The sequence below is a fragment of the Rothia sp. ND6WE1A genome, assembly GCF_001683935.1.
In the GTDB taxonomy this organism is placed as follows: Bacteria; Actinomycetota; Actinomycetes; order Actinomycetales; family Micrococcaceae; genus Rothia; species Rothia amarae.
The window spans coordinates 21,022-37,200 of record NZ_LXTU01000038.1 but is presented as its reverse complement, the minus strand read 5'-3'; the positions used below and the strand labels follow the sequence as shown (position 1 = coordinate 37,200).

Genomic DNA, 16,179 nt, shown 5'->3' with positions numbered 1-16,179 from the left:
AAAGATGACGTCATCTGCACCCTGCTTTTTGGCGTAGCGTAAAACCGCCATATTGAGCGCGTAGGAGAGCGTTTTAGCACCGGTGAGAAGCCAGGGGTAGCTACCGTCCTCTGCTGGGTCATGCCCGCGTGGCAGAGTAAGTGCTTTGACGCCGTTTGTGCGCTGCTCGAGGGTAGATTGCGGCGCTGGAGCTACAGTAATCCAGCTGTGAGCACCTTCCTCGGCAGTACCGCGGGAAATAATAATTTTGACAACGTGTTCTTCGGAGCCCAGCACCGTTTGTGGGCCCTCTGCAGCTTCTTTGAGCCCCAGCTCAATCGCCTGGGTTAGCGCATTCTGATTGGGCGCCGGTAAATCCAACATGCGGGCAGAATTTGTGAGCCGACTCAGGTGCATATCGAGCTTGCGTACTGTGCGATTGGCGGCAAGCATGGTTTCGAAGACGCCGTCGCCGCGCGTCAATCCCTGGTCTTCAATGTTGATGAGAGGCTTAGACGCATCTACCAGAACACCGTTAGGGTGGTCTTCGGTGAGCATTACAACTGTTGTCATGGTCACTATTCTAACTCTGTGGGCGGACGATGAAATCAGCGGTTGAGTAGTGGTGTTCCTGGGTTTTAAAGAGCTCTTGCTCCTGTTGCGCCCATATATCCCAGAAGGGGCGGTAGGTTTCCCCATCGCGCACCAGGGCTGCGGCTTTTCGTTCGTGGTCGGGGCGTTCGACCCAGCATGTGATATCGATGTCGGCGCAGAAAGCACCCACGCCCTCGCCAATCAAGATGGCGGGTTCGACTGGTTCTTGCTTTATACATAACTTTTGGCGGGGCAGGGGTGTTGACGTTTCCCAGTCCCATCCAGTCCAGGTGCCACAGTCAGATTCGCGCAGTTGATTAACTAATGAAGACCAGTCGGCAATAGCAGGTGCAAGCCCCTCCCACCCCTGATACATATCTTCTAGGTGAAAAAGCGTGACAGCCGGAAAGTCAGCACCTAATAAATGCGCAAGATTTGCAGCGAGGGTTGTTTTGCCGGCGCCCGAGCGTCCATCGATACCCACGACGAGCAATTTGTTAGTCTGACGTGCGCGTTCGCAAATGTGATCGCGCAAAAGATTGACTGCATCATCTTCGGCGATGATTTGGGGTGATGAAATGCGCATGACAGCTTCCTGAAAATAACGAGAAAAGTACACAATTTCAGCAAAAATACACGTTCGAGCTTGTACTTTTGCCGGAAGAATGTACTTTTGTGGGGCCGCCTTGTTCCTTTAGTCTTCAATCTGCTTTTTGACATGGTCAATTACACCGGGAACGGCGTTTTTAATCATGTCAAAAGTTGTATAGAAGTCTTCCTGACTGCCGTACCAGGGGTCGTAGATTCCCAAAGAATCGTGTTCTTGGTCTGCAACTTCAGGGTCGAACTCGCGCATAAGATGGATTTTTTTGCGTTGCTCATCGGTGCTCGCCATTCGCATGAGTGCACGATAGTGGTTCAAATCCATCGCCAGAATCAAATCTTGAGCATCGAGCTGGGACACGGTGAACTGCTGGGCACGATGAGCGGAAGTATTGATGTTGAGCTCATTGAGAACTTTCGCTGCACGGCGATCAATTGGGTTACCGTGTTCTTCATCGGAGATGCCAGAAGAGGTGACTTCGACGTCGAGCCCTGCCTTCTTAGCGGCATCTTTGAGAAGAAATTCCCCGGTGGGAGAGCGGCAAATATTGCCGGTGCAGACTGTCATAATTTTGTACATCGTTAGACTCTCTTTCAATCAATGCGTAAGGGGCTTGAATAAATACCTACTCAAGTGGCTATTGCACCAAAATACCTTAGGATTTCTTGATAAACCTGTGTATAGTCTTTGCGGTACACACATTTTACTGTGAGCCGAATCTGTTCAGTGGTTTTACCTGGAGCAGAAGCCGGGGCAGCACCCGGTATAGGCTCTTCAGATTGCTTCGACGGTTCGAAGAACGACTTAAAGTCCCGTGATCTCCACACAAAGATCACGGGACTTTTTGCATCTGCACAGAGGAGCGAAAGCGGGCCAATCTTTTGGTGACTTTTCAATAAGTTGAGCGATATTAACTCAATTTTGGTTATGTTCTCTGAGGGTGAAATTCTCTTAATTTCTGCCTAAAAACCGCTCAAAATCAGGGTTTTGAGACCGCAAAATACTACCTTGCTATGGTCTAACGAATAAAAGTTGAGCTTATCTGACTCAACTCTATTGACATTCTCCCCAAATATGAGAGACTTGTATCAAGGCAAAAGCGAAACGAGCACTCAACTTTAGAGACTCGCCGGTTTTGCAAAAGATTTAAATATACGAACTCACTAAGGAGAAAACACATGGCACGTGCAGTAGGTATTGACCTCGGTACCACCAACTCAGTCGTTTCAGTACTTGAAGGTGGCGAACCTGAGGTTATTGCAAACTCAGAAGGCGCTCGCACCACCCCCTCCGTCGTTGCATTCAGCAAAGACGGCGAAGTTTTGGTAGGTGACGTCGCAAAGCGTCAGGCAGTCACCAACGTTGACCGCACCATCGCATCCGTCAAGCGCCATATGGGCACTGATTGGACCACCGACATTGACGGCAAGAAGTACACCCCCCAGGAAATCTCAGCTCGTATTTTGATGAAGCTGAAGGGCGACGCCGAGTCATACCTGAATGACAAGGTGACCGATGCGGTTATCACCGTTCCTGCATACTTCAACGACGCTGAGCGTCAGGCAACCAAAGAAGCTGGCGAAATCGCGGGTCTGAACGTTCTGCGTATCGTCAACGAGCCCACCGCCGCAGCTCTTGCATACGGCCTGGATAAGGGCAAGGAAGACGAACTCATCCTCGTATTCGACCTCGGTGGCGGTACTTTCGACGTCTCGCTCCTTGAAGTTGGTAAGGACGAAGACGGCTTCTCCACCATTCAGGTTCGTGCAACTTCAGGCGACAACCGCCTTGGTGGTGACGACTGGGATCAGCGCATCGTTGACTGGCTGCTTGAGCAGGTCAAGTCCAAGACCGGCGCAGATCTTTCCAAGGACAAGATTGCTCTTCAGCGTCTGCGTGAAGCAGCAGAGCAGGCTAAGAAGGAACTTTCTTCAGCTACCTCCACTAACATTTCACTGCAGTACCTCTCGGTAACTCCTGAGGGTCCCATTCACTTGGACGAGAAGCTGACCCGTGCTAAGTTCCAGGACATGACTGCAGACTTGTTGGAACGCACCAAGAAGCCTTTCAACGACGTCATCAAGGAAGCCGGAGTATCCATCTCCGAGATTGCACACGTCATTCTCGTTGGTGGTTCAACCCGTATGCCTGCTGTGGCTGAGGTTGTCAAGGAGCTCACCGGTGGCCGCGAACCCAACAAGGGCGTCAACCCCGATGAAGTTGTTGCAATGGGTGCAGCTGTTCAGGCTGGCGTTCTGAAGGGCGACCGCAAGGATGTTCTGCTGATTGACGTTACCCCGCTTTCTCTCGGTATTGAGACTAAGGGCGGCGTCATGACCAAGCTGATTGACCGCAACACCGCTATCCCCACCAAGCGCAGTGAAACCTTCACTACCGCTGAGGATAACCAGCCTTCAGTATCGATTCAGGTATTCCAGGGTGAGCGTGAATTCACTCGCGATAACAAGAACCTCGGTACCTTCGAGCTGACCGGTATTGCGCCTGCTCCTCGCGGTGTTCCTCAGGTTGAGGTTACCTTTGATATCGATGCTAACGGTATCGTCCATGTATCCGCTAAGGACAAGGGCACCGGCACCGAGCAGTCGATGACCATCACCGGCGGCACCTCGCTGTCCAAGGATGACATCGATCGCATGGTCAAGGATGCCGAAGCTCACGCTGAGCAGGACAAGGCGCGCCGTGAAGCTGCTGAGACCCGCAACCAGGCTGAGACTTCCGCTTACTCCATCGAGAAGCTCATCAAGGAAAATGGCGACAAGCTTCCCGATGATGTCAAGACTGAGGTTCAGGGCGACGTCGACGCAGTCAAGGCAGCTCTTGAAGGTGACGACGACGACGCAGTAAAGTCCGCTTTTGAGAAGCTACAGCAGTCCCAGACTAAACTGGGCGAGGCTATCTACGCTTCCGCTCAGGCAGAGGCCGCTAACGGCGACTCCTCTGCACAGGCTGATGACGACGACGTAGTGGATGCAGAAGTAATCGACGACGAAGACGAGAAGAAGAACTAATCATGGCTGAAAACACCAACGAGCAGCAGGGCAATGACCCTTTGGAAGACGCTTTCGAGGCGCCCTCCGCTGAAGGCCACCCAGAAGCCGAAGGTGTATCTGAGGACGCCGTAGTAGAGGAAGAATCTGCTACGGCACCCGAAGAAGCCTCGGTGGAGGATTCGGTCGACGAAAACGAAAAGCTGGCAGCTGAGCGACTTGAGGATCTTCGACGTTTGCAGGCGGAGTTCACTAACTTCAAGAATCGCAGTGCTAAGGAAAAAGAGCAGCTTCGCGAATTTGTGATGGCAGATTTTGTGAGCGCGCTCCTTCCAGTCATCGATGATATTGATGCCGCTCGTCAGCACGGCGATTTGGAAGATGGTCCCTTTGCCGCCATTGCCCGCAAGCTTGAAGAAACTTTGGGCAAGCACGGCATGGAGCGTTTCGGTGAAGTCGGCGAGGCTTTCGATCCGAAGGTTCACGAGGCGGTTCTTCAGCAGCCTACTTCTGAGGTTGAACCCGATCATGTGTCGATGGTTCTGCGGAACGGCTACAAGGTCAAAGACCGCGTGGTGCGTTCGGCTCAGGTAGCTGTTGCTACTGCTGAATAAAATCGGGCTGAGATAGCCCATCAAGCTAGATTGGGGCGGGCTCGAAGTTCTCGAGCCCGCCCATTCTATGAAAAGCAATAATATTTTTTTGAGAAGACTTAAAAGAGATTTACCTACGCTGAGATAAGGAGGCGTTCGATGGCAAGTGAAAACTGGCTTAATCAAGATTTTTATAAGGTGCTGGGGGTAGCTGAAGACGCCTCCGATGCAGACATCAAAAAGGCTTACCGCAAGCTAGCGCGCAAGTATCACCCCGACCAACACCCTGGAGATGCCGAGGCAGAGCGGAAGTTCAAAGAAGTAGCTGAGGCTTACGACGTCCTGTCTGATAAGAAGGATCGCGAGGAATACGACCAGATCCGCAAGTATGGTGCCGCTGGTTTTGCTGGCGCCCAGGGTGGCGGATTCCCCGGTGGCTTCGGGGGAGGGTTCCCCGGCGGGCAAAACGTTCACTTTAGCCAGTCCGGCGGTGGTCAAAACATTAACATTGAGGATTTGCTCGGTGGAATGTTCGGTGGTGGCGCCGGAGGGTTCGGCGGCTTTGGTGGTGGCTCCAACTTTGGCGGCGGGTTTCAGCAGGCTCCTCGCAAGGGTGCCGACGTTGAGGCAAATGCTCGTATCTCATTCAAGGATTCCTTCAACGGTACCGAACGATCAGTGACCTTGCCGTCGGGAGCAACGACTAAGATTCGTATTCCTGCCGGCGTCAAAGACGGTCAGAAGCTCAAACTACGAGGCAAGGGACAGCAAGGCCCTGGCGGAGCAGGCGATTTGATTGTTCACGTTTTCGTGGATTCGCACCCTGTTTTTGAGCGCGATGGCAACGACGTAGTGGTTCATGTTCCTGTTTCCTTGCAGGAAGCCGTGGAGGGTGCCGTACTCGAAGTACCTACTCCCGACGGTAAGAGCGTGAAATTACGTTTGCAGGCAGGTGCTCCAGCAGGCCAAAAGATGCGCGCCAAAGCCCGCGGGTTTAAGACAGCAAAGGGCACCGGCAACTTGATTGTTATCCCTGAAGTTGAGCTACCTCAGAATCTCACGGATGAGGCGAAAACTGCATTTGCTGAGTTCTTGAAGCTGGCTCCTCAAGGGGATGTTCGCAGCGATTTGATGAGGAAGGCGGCGCAGTAACAGATGGCTTTAGGATCAGACCGACCGGTTTACGTTATTTCGATTGCTGCTGAGCTTGCGGGTATGCACCCCCAGACTTTACGCCAGTATGATCGCATGGGTCTGGTTGAGCCGTCGCGTGCTCCGGGGCGCGCCCGTCGTTACTCGCAACGGGACGTCGAGAAGCTGCAGGAAATACAGGATCTTTCGCAGGCAGGCGTTTCTTTAGAGGGTATTAAGCGCATTATGGGCTTGCAGAATCAGTTGGATGAGATGCATGCTCGTATGCAGGAGATGGCGCAGGAGCTGGACGTCGCACATGCTAAGTTGGCGGAATCCTCGCGGGTCTTCGCTGCGGGGTCGCGCGGTGAGGTAGTGCATTTGGCGCGCGGTAAGCGCCCGGCGGGTAAGCCTCGTTCGCAGGCAGTAGTTCTATATCGCCCTAATCGCGGAGGCAAATAAATTCTCGCTGTGATGGAAATCTACTGGAAATAATTGAAAATATTTACTTTACGTGTAAACTAAATAGGTGTTGATTTCCCCCCCAATCGACATCCCCCATTTTTCCAGCAGATTGTTCCCCCATGATATTTTCTGATGCAGTTTTATTGTTTGTTGCCGTTCAGGTGATCCTAGGTACTGCCTGGGCTTATCCTAAAGTCTTTCGCGTGCATCCTATTTCTGGTAACCAGCCGCAGATTAGTCGCGGTAACTCTATTTATGTCGGCAATAGCACGGTCGTGAACTCTCATCCTGAATATGTAAACAATGACTACGGTAATGCCGGCGGCGAGTGGTTCGACTTGTCGAAGTAGTCCTGCTGTAGCTCGACGACGCCGTCTGCCTTAAAGCGTGAATTCCTCTGGGTCACTAAATCCGTAGAAGGGCACTGAAATAAGTGCCCTTCTACGGATTTAGTGACCCTTGCTCGTTAAATTAGCGACGTCGATACGTCAGGTCGTGGGCCCGCCGTCCAGCTTCGCCGGCTTTGCGCTCAAACGATGTCAGCACGCGACCGTCCCATCGGGGAGCCCAGCCGCCAGCAGGATCCTGCTCGGTAGCGCCCTCACCAGAGTGCAGGTTTTCGAAATCGGGGTGAGCATCCAAAACGTCTCGCATTACAATCGCGTATTCTTCCCAGTCGGTTGCTAAACGCCAGGTAGCACCGGGCTTCAAGACGCGAGCTACCTTATCGGCGAATTCCGGTGAAATCAGGCGGCGTTTATGGTGGCGAGTCTTATGCCAGGGGTCCGGGAAGAAAACCCACAGCTCATCAATAGAGTCTTCATCAAACATGTTGTCCAAAAGCTCTGGTGCATTTGCCTGTGCCACCCGTACGTTCTCCACACCCTCTGCCGCCATTTTGCGCAACAAATCTGCAATGCCGGGAGTGTAAACCTCAACCGCCAAAAAGTTACGCTCAGGCTGCTGCGCCGCGCGATGAACAATCGCCTCACCTAAGCCGGAGCCAACCTCCACGGTCAGGGGAGCGGTGCGACCATAAATTTTTTCGGCATCGAACTCAGCCTCGGGTGCCACCGATGTGTCGGTCAAAAGGCGCGGCAAATCCAACACATGGGTAGGGGAGAAATCTTCCCACGCCTTCAAGCGGCGTCCGGTGAGTCGATCGCCACGACGGACAAACGAGAGTGGCTGCCGGTGAAACTTTTCGGGAGTTTCTTGCTCGGTAGGCTCAATACCCTGCTCGCGCAACTCTTCTTGAGCCGCAAAATCTGCCTTTTGCTTATTGGTTTCCATAAGGGATTCTCCTTTAATATGCCGGGTACCTGCGGAAACTCAAAGCACCACCCGGGAACAACCTCTCTAGTTTAAAGCACAAAAAATGCTCTGCCGCTCAAAGAGCAACAGAGCATTCAGTCAACAAAAAGTTATTACTTCTTCTTCTTGGAAAGAAGCAGAGCCAAGCCAGCGCCGAGAAGAACGAAGTCCTTAGCCAGCGCAGTGCCTTCCTGGGAGGGGCGGATGCCGTCTTCCATGGTCATGTTTTCGTCACCGAAGTACATGGTGAGCATGCCAGCGGAGAATACGGTCAGACCCAAGCCAGCGAGCTTTGCGGGAATAACGGGAAGAAGGAGTGCTGCACCCAAAGCGGTTTCGCCGTAAGCAAGTGACTTGCCGAAGGTGTTAGCGGAAAGCTTCTCAACCTGGGGAACGCCTACCTTAGCCATCTGCTGGAGGTAGCCGTAGGTGCCTTCGTCCATGCCGAGCTTGCCGATGCCGGAGTTCAGGATGAGGGCGCCAGTGGTGGAGCGCAATGCAAGATTGGAGAGAAATGACATGTCATTTTCCTTTCAGAATAAGGTTTGTTTTCAAGAAAAGACTTTACACGGAAAATAATTCAAGAGCACCTACATTCGTGAAAAATATTGCAAGGGTAAGGCAAAACACTCTGGTGCGAACCGTGGGGCGAGGTGCGTTTTACTTCTTTTTGCGCGAGAGAGCCAATGCAAGACCGGAGCCGAGGAAAGCAATATCCTTGGCGTAGCTCATACCTTCTTGGGAGGGGCGGACGCCGTCGTCGAGGGTGAGGCTGTCATCGTTGAGGTACATGGTGAGCAATCCCGCGGAAAATGCGGTAAGACCAAGACCTGCAATTTTGGCGGTAACTACGGGGCAAAGTAGCGCGCTACCCAGCGCAATTTCGGAGTAAGCGAGACCCTTGCCGAAAGTAGTGGGGGAGAGAGTGGACAAGCTAGGTACAGCTTTAGAACCCATATCCTGCAACCACTTATAGGTTTCTTCGTCAGCATTGAGCTTGCCCAGGCCTGAATTCAAAATGAAGGCACCGGTAGTAGAGCGAAGTGCAACGTTTGAAAGAAAAGACATTATTACTCCTAATTTCAAAATTTTATAAGCGTACTTACAGTGTATGCCATCTTATGGTGTTGATTGGGGCGCAAAATGAGGAATCTTTAAGTTGTGCCACATCATGAGAAATACACCTTTTTGAGGCTTTGAGGTTGGCAACGTCTGGGAAATTCGTCTAATCTGTGATGTAACTAGGACCACTGTGTTACGCAATCTGCAACCGGAAGAAACTCCCGTTTTCCCCATGCGTAACTAGATGGTTTACATACATTCTGGAGGTAACGTGCCCAGTCACGCACAGAACGACGTCGCTGAAGTTGAATCAGACGGCTCGCTACAAAGAGGTCTCAGTAACCGCCATATCCAGCTCATTGCAATCGGTGGCGCAATCGGCACCGGTCTGTTCATGGGCTCGGGCAAAACTATTAGCCTGACCGGTTCATCCATTCTTTTCGTCTACATCATCATCGGTGCTGCAATCTTCATGGTTTTGCGCGCGATGGGTGAGCTTCTCCTATCTAATTTGTCTTATAAGTCTTTCTCAGACTTCGCATCCGACATTCTTGGCCCCGGCGCCGGGTTCTTTGTCGGATGGTCCTACTGGTTTATGTGGGTTGTTACTGCAGTAGCGGACGTTATTGCAATTACTGGCTACGTGAAATTCTGGTGGGAAGATGTTCCCCTCTTTCTACCAGCGCTAGTTATTATCGGTTTGCTTCTCGCGCTGAACCTTCCTTCAGTGAAGAACTTCGGTGAAATCGAATTCTGGTTCGCAATCATCAAGATTGTTGCAATCATTGGCCTTATCATTGTCGGTGGCATCATGGTCGCTACTGCTTTCACTCCTGAAAACGGTGACACCGCCCGCGTCGCTAACCTCTGGGAACACGGCGGATGGTTCCCTAAGGGTGCTATGGGCTTCCTCGGTGCTTTCCAGATTGCGCTGTTCGCATTCCTAGGTTCTGAACTTGTAGGTACAACTTCTGCGGAAACCAAGGATCCTTACACCACTTTGCCTAAGGCAATTAACGCTGTACCTGTTCGTATTATTCTCTTTTACGTACTGACTCTGGCAGTAATTCTCATGGTGACTCCCTGGACCAAGATTGTTCCTGAGAATAGCCCCTTCGTCTCCATGTTCAGCCTTGCAGGTTTTGGAGCTGCGGCATCGGTAGTGAACTTCGTGGTTCTCACCTCTGCAGCGTCCTCGGCTAACTCCGGTATCTTCTCCACCTCGCGTATGGTCTACGGTCTTGCAGAAGAAGGCTCCGCCCCCAAAGTTTTTGCTCTCCTTAGTAAGAACGGTGTACCTCGTAACGCACTATTCCTCACTTCCGTATTGCTTCTCTCATCCATCATTCTGCTTTACTCGGGTGACTCGGTGATTGGTGCATTTACCTTGGTGACCACCGTGGCCGCTATTCTGTCAATCTTCAACTGGGCAATGATTCTCATTTCCTACATTTCCTACCGCAAACAGTTCCCTGAGCGTCACGCAGCTTCCAGCTACAAGATGCCCGGTGGTGTGGGAGCAGCTTATGTAACCCTGGCATTCTTCATCGCCATGATTATTGTGTTGGCTCTGTTCCAAGATACCCGGATTGCACTGTTTGCAATGCCCGGATGGTTTATCATTTTGGCTATTGGCTGGGCAACCGTTCGCCGCAACCCCAACTCCGCACGTTTGCAAGAGAAGGCCAAGCTTGAACGCACCCAGGCACTAGATATTGTTCCTCCTCGCGAAAAAGACAAAACACTATAAGTTGTTAGGCTCTTATCCGCCAAGGTGAGATATATGAATCAGGACGTCGTCTTGCGCTTCTAAAGCGCCAGACGGCGTCCATGTTCGATGAGCTTATTTTTTGACGTTTGAACGGTAAGCGGGTTGCTCAGGACAGGTTTTGAGAACCCGCTCCATTGCCTGCTTCTCGGTAGGCGTGACCCAGAGACCGTAAGCTGCTTTGACGGACACCTGACGCCCCACGTACTCACACTGGTAGCCACGTTGAGGAAGCCAATGTGCGGCGTCGGCATCGGACTTCTCCCTATTTGCTGCGCTGGTGGTTGCTTGAAGGTTCAGCGGATCATTGCCCAACTGCGCTCGCTGAGACTCACTCAGCAAAGTGGCGCCTGTTTGCCAGGCATTTGATAGTGCTACTACGTGGTCGATGGGAACCAACTGGCTGGTCTGCTCACCGCGCGTGAAATCTACCGAGGAGCCGGTGTAAGGATCAACTAAAGTGCCTGAAACGACCTTGCAGTTCTCGTTGCGCTTGAGATTCTGCAGATCGCGGGTAAGCACATCGTTGCGCTGATCGCAGCCGTTACCATCCACATCTGACCATGCTTTGCCAAACATCTCCCGCGAATATCCCGTTACTTCACCGGGCTGGCGAACTTCTAAGGTGCCTAAGACATCTGACGCTGTGGAGTAGGTTGATATCCCGCTATGAGCAAAACCTGTGCTGACGGGCGTACCAGCGGGGCGCAAGGCATCGACGGCGGCGTCCCAGTCCCAGCCGTTCTTACCCCACCAAAAAATGCCCGCAACCACAAGGATTGCTAGGAAAATCAGGCTGAGGTAAAAACGAACTTTGAGGGGGAGCTTCTTTGATCTAAGTCTTCTGCGTGCCACTTAGTCGTTCAGCTCAGATTGTACGCTGATTCGAGTAGTCGAATCCTCGATGAACTGGGCAGGAACCATCGGAACAGACCCGGTCGTAGGATCCGCTACATGAGTAGGAGAGGAATTAGTGGGGTCATCAGACTGGAAATAATCGGGGCGTTCACAGTGCAGACCCTCTCGCATGGCGCGAATAATGTGCTCGGCAGCAGCAGAGGAGTCAAAGAAATTCTGGGACCAGGTGAGAGTTCCTTCGCTCGGCTCACCCCAACCTTGCTCTCGCAAATACTCAATGTTGTATTCCTCTTTGCGCATTGAGAAATCGTTAGAATCTGTAATCTCGCACAGGTACCCGCCGGGGGAGCGCAAAATGCTGACGTAGGGGGTGTAATCACCTGCGGCAATTGACCCCGGGGTGAGGTAATAAACTCGTAGAGTCTGGTTCCAGGGAAGTTCTCTTAATCTGGCGAAGAGAACGTTGGTGAGAGACTTCCATGCCTGACGTTCTACCTCATGGGGGTTATGCGGTGATTGTTGCACCACCCCGATACCCTGCGCCTTCAAATCTTCAATGCGGAGCGGAGCGGACTCTGAAGAGGTATAGGACTCCACCGGACGCGCGGGCACAGCCTTAGCATGGCTCATCTGCAGAGCATCGTTGACCATGCGACGTCCAAGTTTCAGCGCCCGATGCCAGGAACCGTATTTGGCGCGCACTGCACCGACCAGGGGTGCTCTGCCTATCTGATTGCGAGCCACAGCCCAGCTACCGTACAGCAGAACAGTGGGGTTACGGTCATAGCGAATGCAGTAACTAAGGAACTCCCCTAAGGCGTTGCGAAAAGCACGATCGCTGACTGCTGAAGCAGAAACGCTCATGCCGAGTTCTTCCAAGTCAGGAGGGCAAATTCCAACCCGCAAAAGTGCCTGAGAAAAATTTCCCTCACCCAGACGATCTTCGATGATCGATCGCTGCGGGGGCCAGAGAAAGACATCATCTGAGATTCCCTGAACCTCGGCGGGTAAGTCTTCGAGGAAATCGTCGTAGGTAACCTCGTCTAAGCGAATATAGGGGTTTTCTGCCAGGTGCTTCAACGTGGCGCCACAGCGGCTCATGATAGAAGCGATCTTTTGAGCATCTACCCCTGCAGTAGTAAAGAGACGGGATAAATCCTGAACAATTACAGGGTCAAGGTGAACCGCGGTGTACTCAGGTTCAGGATCAAGATCGTGGGTGACTGCTACGGCATACCAGAGAGCCGCTGCCATCATCACATTATTGAGTAGATTCTCCTTGCGACCTATGAAAGTCCAGCGACCGGAATTAATAGCTTTATGCACAAAGTCAGGGTTTACCTCGGGAAAGAGGGTAGTAAAACGACTGTATGCTTCGCCGGGAGTCCACCCCGCCCGAACCAGCTGGTCCAGGAGATCTGAGTAGTTTTCAACAAACTTCTCGTATGAATCCGATTCATTCACGGTAGGTAGCTACTTTCTAAAGTCAGTTAAAGAACACTACATGCAATCACGAAATGACTCCGATTGAAAATAATGTATCTTTTCAAATGTAGTCCGCTCAGTTGAGGGCTTCAATCGTAAGTAGTTCTATTACTTGAATAAGCCTTCTCCTTCGATTAGCGGGGAATCCCCTCTAATGAGAAACTAGAAGTATGACATCAGCCAGCACCGTTTTGCATCAAATTGAGAGCGCGCTCACCGGCGAACTGGGAGTGGAACTCTCCAGCGTTCGCGCAGTAATTGAGCTGCTCGATTCTGGTGCTACGGTGCCCTTCATCGCTCGCTACCGCAAGGAAAAAACCGGTGGGCTGAGTGACGTCCAGCTTCGCTTGCTCCAAGATCGCCTGGGGTACTTGCGAGAGCTTGAAGACCGGCGTTCAAGTATCTTACAGTTGCTCACCGAGCGGGGTGTGCTCGAACCCTCGCTGAAGGCATCAGTATTGGCGGCGTCCACCAAGAATGAATTGGAATCGCTCTACGCTCCCTACAAAGTGGCGCGGCGAACCAAAGCGCAGATAGCGTTGGAAGCTGGATTAGAGCCTCTAGTGGACGATTTGTTAGAAGTTCCGCTGGCAGATTTGCACGATATCGCTGCCGCTTACATTCACCCTGCAGAAAAGGGCGCACCGGACGACACAGCAGTACCCGATACTGAAACTGCCCTCGCCGGTGCCCGCGCTATCTTGCATGAATACGCCGTCTACGACCACGAACTCATGGACGAGCTGCGAGAAAAACTCTGGAACACCGGAGTAATTACCTCAAAGGTGGTGCCGAGCCACCGCACTGTGCTGGCACAAGAGACCAGCAAATTTTCCGATTACTATGATTTTTCCGAGAGAATCCGTAAGATTCCTTCGCACCGGTTGATGGCCCTCATGCGGGCTGAAAAGTCCGGGGAAGTCAAAGTCACCGTAGATGTGGCAGAGGTTCCCGGCCCTAAAACCGGGCTCAAGGGTGAAGCTTTAGCCCGCCATCAAAACCTCACCGAAGGATATGAGACCGCCCGCGCGTCCTTCGAATCGGCGGTGGCATTTGCCCTGGGCATTCCCGTGCAGATTCTGAATACGGTCTCAGATGACGAACGCGTTTTGGGCTGGCTTGCCGCTACCGTTCGCTCGGCATGGCGGCAAAAAGTTTTGCCCCGCCTTGCTGCCGACCTGCGTACCCAACTCACCGAGCGCGCAGAAAAGGACGCGGCGGCAGTTTTCGCCTCCAATCTGCGTGATTTATTGCTGGCTGCACCGGCGGGCAACCGCACCGTGCTGGGTCTGGATCCGGGGCTTCGCACCGGCGTCAAAATTGCGGTGGTCTCTCCTACCGGCGCGGTACTAGATACGGCTGTCATCTATCCGCATGCCCCCCAAAACCGCTGGGATGAGGCGCTAGACCAGCTAGAAACGATGGTGCGTGAGTTTAAGGTAGAACTGCTCTCCATTGGAAACGGCACCGCTTCGCGCGATACAGACCGCTTGGCGGGTGATCTCCTCAAACGGCTGGCGCAACAGGGGAATGACGGTGTACAGAAAGTAACGGTGTCTGAAGCCGGTGCATCCGTGTATTCGGCATCTGCACTAGCCACCGAAGAACTACCCGACATGGATGTCTCTTTACGCGGGGCGGTATCTATCGCCCGCCGTTTACAAGACCCCTTGGCTGAGCTGGTAAAAATCGACCCGCAGTCTATTGGAGTGGGTCAGTATCAGCACGATATACCGGGAAACATCCTTGCCAAATCTCTGGATGCCACCGTGGAAGATTGTGTGAATGCGGTAGGCGTGTGGGTCAATTCTGCCTCTCCCGCCCTGCTCTCACATGTAGCGGGTATCAACGCCACCACCAGTGAGGCAATCGTGAAGTTCCGTGAGGAAAATGGTGCTTTTTCCACCCGCCAGGATCTCTTGAAAGTTCCCCGTCTTGGCCCTAAAGCATTCGAACAGGCTGCCGGGTTTATTCGCATTGCAGATGGCTCCGAGCCCCTCGACGCCTCGGGCGTTCACCCCGAAGCCTACGATCTCGCTCGCGCTATCGTACATGACGCCGGAGGGATGCAAGGCAGCTCGGTTTCCGCTGAGAAACTGGCTCAGTTGAAGCCTGAAGATTATGTGAGCGAACGTTTTGGGCTGCCCACGGTACGCGATATTTTTGCCGAACTCGAACGACCCGGGCGTGATCCCCGGCCGGACTTCCAGACCGCCGAATTCACCCCCGGCGTCGAGACGATTGACGACGTCGCCGTCGGTATGATTCTTGAAGGAACGGTTTCAAATGTGGCTGCCTTTGGCGCCTTCGTGGATATCGGAGTACACCAGGACGGACTGGTGCACATCTCGCAGATGAGTACCGGCTACGTGGATGATCCGCACAAGATTGTGCGCTCTGGCGACGTCGTGAAAGTGCGGGTGACTGAGGTTAATGCCCAGCGTGGCCGCATAGCGCTGTCTCTGCTCCTTGAAGAAAAACCCGCGAAGCCAAAGCACGTGCGGGGGAATCATTCTTCTGCACGGACGAACGCATCAAAGCCTGGTGGAGCTCGAAAAGGTAGCGGCGTGGCGCATCGCCGCCGGTAACGCCTATGCCGCTTTGTCAATTGAATTCCCCGCTGGTGCTTGCAGTTTTTGGCGGGGAATCGGGCGAGTAATTGGAATGATTTCGCTCAGCTGTGCGTCCTGGCGCGCCTGCTTACCGTGGAACACAAACCGATCAAGAGCCCAGTAACGAAAGATCATGGCAATGAGAGTACCCAGGATGGGACCAGCCAAGAAGTCGCAGGTTTCTTGGGCAAGCAGGGAAATATAGGGCGTTTCCAAATGGAAAACGTAACGAGATACCCACTGTGGCGCAGCGTTTAAAGCGATCCCGCCGAGGGTCACCAGCGTGAAACCAACCATCTCCTTGGGGCGGGGATCGCCGCCGGCGTCCTTCCACGTCCAACGCGCAGAGAGAATATAGGAGACCACAGAGGCAATGGCTGTGGCTATGAGCAGGGCAGTGGTGGGCTTCTCGGTCATAATCGTATATTTCAGACCGTAATTAATAGTCATGGTCAGAATAAAGCAGAAACCTCCCACCATCAGAAAGCGAATTTTTTCGCTGGCAAGGAGTTTATTGATATTGCTGACCATGGTTACTCGATTTCTTCAGACGCTCCTCCACCGGAGGCAGGTTGTATCATCTAACCCAAAAATAGCACCGTTGAGTACAAATAAGCTGAAAATTCAACCCTAGAAACCTCAATATTTGGTTGCGATTTGGCAACAATTCATAAAAATATGGACGGAGCCCCCAGCCAAAAATCAA

At 52.6% G+C, this 16,179-nt stretch carries 16 protein-coding genes; 7 read left to right on the top strand and 9 right to left on the bottom strand.

Translation table 11 applies throughout. From position 1 onward, the window contains the following. The 3 genes from A7E48_RS05420 to A7E48_RS05410 all read right to left on the bottom strand — a co-directional run. On the bottom strand, positions 1-552 hold a 552-nt coding region (locus A7E48_RS05420; RefSeq protein ID WP_198924126.1), incomplete at its 3' end, for an aminotransferase class IV. A 10-nt stretch (positions 553-562) separates the two neighbouring features. After that, positions 563-1,159, bottom strand: a complete 597-nt coding sequence (locus A7E48_RS05415; RefSeq protein WP_083147211.1) for a hypothetical protein — start codon at positions 1,157-1,159, stop codon at positions 563-565. Between the two features lie 108 nt (positions 1,160-1,267). Beyond that, positions 1,268-1,756, bottom strand: coding sequence for a low molecular weight protein-tyrosine-phosphatase (locus tag A7E48_RS05410; RefSeq protein ID WP_068170504.1), 489 nt, complete (start codon positions 1,754-1,756; stop codon positions 1,268-1,270). A 599-nt stretch (positions 1,757-2,355) separates the two neighbouring features. Between A7E48_RS05410 and dnaK the strand changes: the two genes are divergently transcribed. The 5 genes from dnaK (at position 2,356) to A7E48_RS05385 (ending at position 6,724) form a co-directional block, all read left to right on the top strand. Beyond that, entirely contained in the window at positions 2,356-4,206 is a 1,851-nt protein-coding gene (dnaK, locus tag A7E48_RS05405) for a molecular chaperone DnaK (protein WP_068170501.1), read from the top strand. 2 nt (positions 4,207-4,208) lie between these two features. Continuing rightward, on the top strand, positions 4,209-4,799 hold the full coding sequence (locus A7E48_RS05400) for a nucleotide exchange factor GrpE (RefSeq protein ID WP_068170500.1): 591 nt from the start codon (positions 4,209-4,211) through the stop codon (positions 4,797-4,799). Between the two features lie 138 nt (positions 4,800-4,937). After that, entirely contained in the window at positions 4,938-5,930 is a 993-nt protein-coding gene (locus A7E48_RS11510) for a DnaJ C-terminal domain-containing protein (protein ID WP_068170496.1), read from the top strand. 3 nt (positions 5,931-5,933) lie between these two features. Continuing rightward, positions 5,934-6,371, top strand: coding sequence for a heat shock protein transcriptional repressor HspR (locus tag A7E48_RS05390; RefSeq protein WP_068170493.1), 438 nt, complete (start codon positions 5,934-5,936; stop codon positions 6,369-6,371). A 122-nt stretch (positions 6,372-6,493) separates the two neighbouring features. After that, a complete protein-coding gene (locus tag A7E48_RS05385) occupies positions 6,494-6,724 on the top strand; it encodes a hypothetical protein (RefSeq protein WP_068170488.1) in 231 nt (76 codons plus the stop codon). A gap of 121 nt (positions 6,725-6,845) precedes the next feature. On the opposite strand, the gene trmB is transcribed toward A7E48_RS05385, so the two are convergent. From trmB to A7E48_RS05370, 3 genes are all read right to left on the bottom strand, one after another. Beyond that, the gene (gene trmB, locus A7E48_RS05380; protein ID WP_083147210.1) at positions 6,846-7,667 is read right to left on the bottom strand and encodes a tRNA (guanosine(46)-N7)-methyltransferase TrmB; all 822 of its coding nucleotides are present in this window, start codon (positions 7,665-7,667) and stop codon (positions 6,846-6,848) included. Between the two features lie 134 nt (positions 7,668-7,801). Then, positions 7,802-8,209 carry a hypothetical protein gene (locus A7E48_RS05375; RefSeq protein WP_068170486.1) on the bottom strand — a complete coding sequence of 136 codons (408 nt, stop codon included), beginning with the start codon at positions 8,207-8,209 and terminating at the stop codon, positions 7,802-7,804. A 139-nt stretch (positions 8,210-8,348) separates the two neighbouring features. Next, the gene (locus A7E48_RS05370; protein ID WP_068170472.1) at positions 8,349-8,756 is read right to left on the bottom strand and encodes a hypothetical protein; all 408 of its coding nucleotides are present in this window, start codon (positions 8,754-8,756) and stop codon (positions 8,349-8,351) included. Between the two features lie 238 nt (positions 8,757-8,994). Between A7E48_RS05370 and A7E48_RS05365 the strand changes: the two genes are divergently transcribed. Then, positions 8,995-10,500, top strand: a complete 1,506-nt coding sequence (locus tag A7E48_RS05365; protein WP_083147209.1) for an amino acid permease — start codon at positions 8,995-8,997, stop codon at positions 10,498-10,500. A gap of 93 nt (positions 10,501-10,593) precedes the next feature. Here the strand turns inward: A7E48_RS05365 and A7E48_RS11350 are convergent, their stop codons facing one another. Further along, complete coding sequence (locus A7E48_RS11350) at positions 10,594-11,373, bottom strand: HNH endonuclease family protein (RefSeq protein WP_233125995.1); 780 nt, start codon at positions 11,371-11,373, stop codon at positions 10,594-10,596. Beyond that, positions 11,374-12,840, bottom strand: a complete 1,467-nt coding sequence (locus A7E48_RS05355) for a hypothetical protein (protein ID WP_068170464.1) — start codon at positions 12,838-12,840, stop codon at positions 11,374-11,376. It lies immediately after the preceding gene. Positions 12,841-13,031: 191 nt separating this feature from the next. Between A7E48_RS05355 and A7E48_RS05350 the strand changes: the two genes are divergently transcribed. Further along, on the top strand, positions 13,032-15,449 hold the full coding sequence (locus A7E48_RS05350; RefSeq protein ID WP_068170462.1) for a Tex family protein: 2,418 nt from the start codon (positions 13,032-13,034) through the stop codon (positions 15,447-15,449). A gap of 3 nt (positions 15,450-15,452) precedes the next feature. Here A7E48_RS05350 and A7E48_RS05345 read toward each other — a convergent pair whose 3' ends face one another. Further along, positions 15,453-16,004: a GtrA family protein gene (locus A7E48_RS05345; RefSeq protein WP_068170453.1), complete on the bottom strand. Its 552-nt coding sequence runs from the start codon at positions 16,002-16,004 to the stop codon at positions 15,453-15,455. Positions 16,005-16,179: the final 175 nt, after the last annotated feature.

Coding starts and splice junctions, on each gene's coding strand:
- A7E48_RS05400 (WP_068170500.1), top strand. CDS start 4,209: ATGGCTGAAAACACCAACGAGCAGCAGGGCAATGACCCTTTGGAAGAC.
- A7E48_RS05390 (WP_068170493.1), top strand. CDS start 5,934: ATGGCTTTAGGATCAGACCGACCGGTTTACGTTATTTCGATTGCTGCT.
- dnaK (WP_068170501.1), top strand. CDS start 2,356: ATGGCACGTGCAGTAGGTATTGACCTCGGTACCACCAACTCAGTCGTT.
- A7E48_RS05345 (WP_068170453.1), bottom strand. CDS start 16,004: ATGGTCAGCAATATCAATAAACTCCTTGCCAGCGAAAAAATTCGCTTT.
- A7E48_RS11510 (WP_068170496.1), top strand. CDS start 4,938: ATGGCAAGTGAAAACTGGCTTAATCAAGATTTTTATAAGGTGCTGGGG.
- A7E48_RS05410 (WP_068170504.1), bottom strand. CDS start 1,756: ATGTACAAAATTATGACAGTCTGCACCGGCAATATTTGCCGCTCTCCC.
- A7E48_RS05350 (WP_068170462.1), top strand. CDS start 13,032: ATGACATCAGCCAGCACCGTTTTGCATCAAATTGAGAGCGCGCTCACC.
- A7E48_RS05375 (WP_068170486.1), bottom strand. CDS start 8,209: ATGTCATTTCTCTCCAATCTTGCATTGCGCTCCACCACTGGCGCCCTC.
- A7E48_RS05365 (WP_083147209.1), top strand. CDS start 8,995: ATGGTTTACATACATTCTGGAGGTAACGTGCCCAGTCACGCACAGAAC.
- A7E48_RS05385 (WP_068170488.1), top strand. CDS start 6,494: ATGATATTTTCTGATGCAGTTTTATTGTTTGTTGCCGTTCAGGTGATC.
- A7E48_RS05370 (WP_068170472.1), bottom strand. CDS start 8,756: ATGTCTTTTCTTTCAAACGTTGCACTTCGCTCTACTACCGGTGCCTTC.
- A7E48_RS05415 (WP_083147211.1), bottom strand. CDS start 1,159: ATGCGCATTTCATCACCCCAAATCATCGCCGAAGATGATGCAGTCAAT.
- trmB (WP_083147210.1), bottom strand. CDS start 7,667: ATGGAAACCAATAAGCAAAAGGCAGATTTTGCGGCTCAAGAAGAGTTG.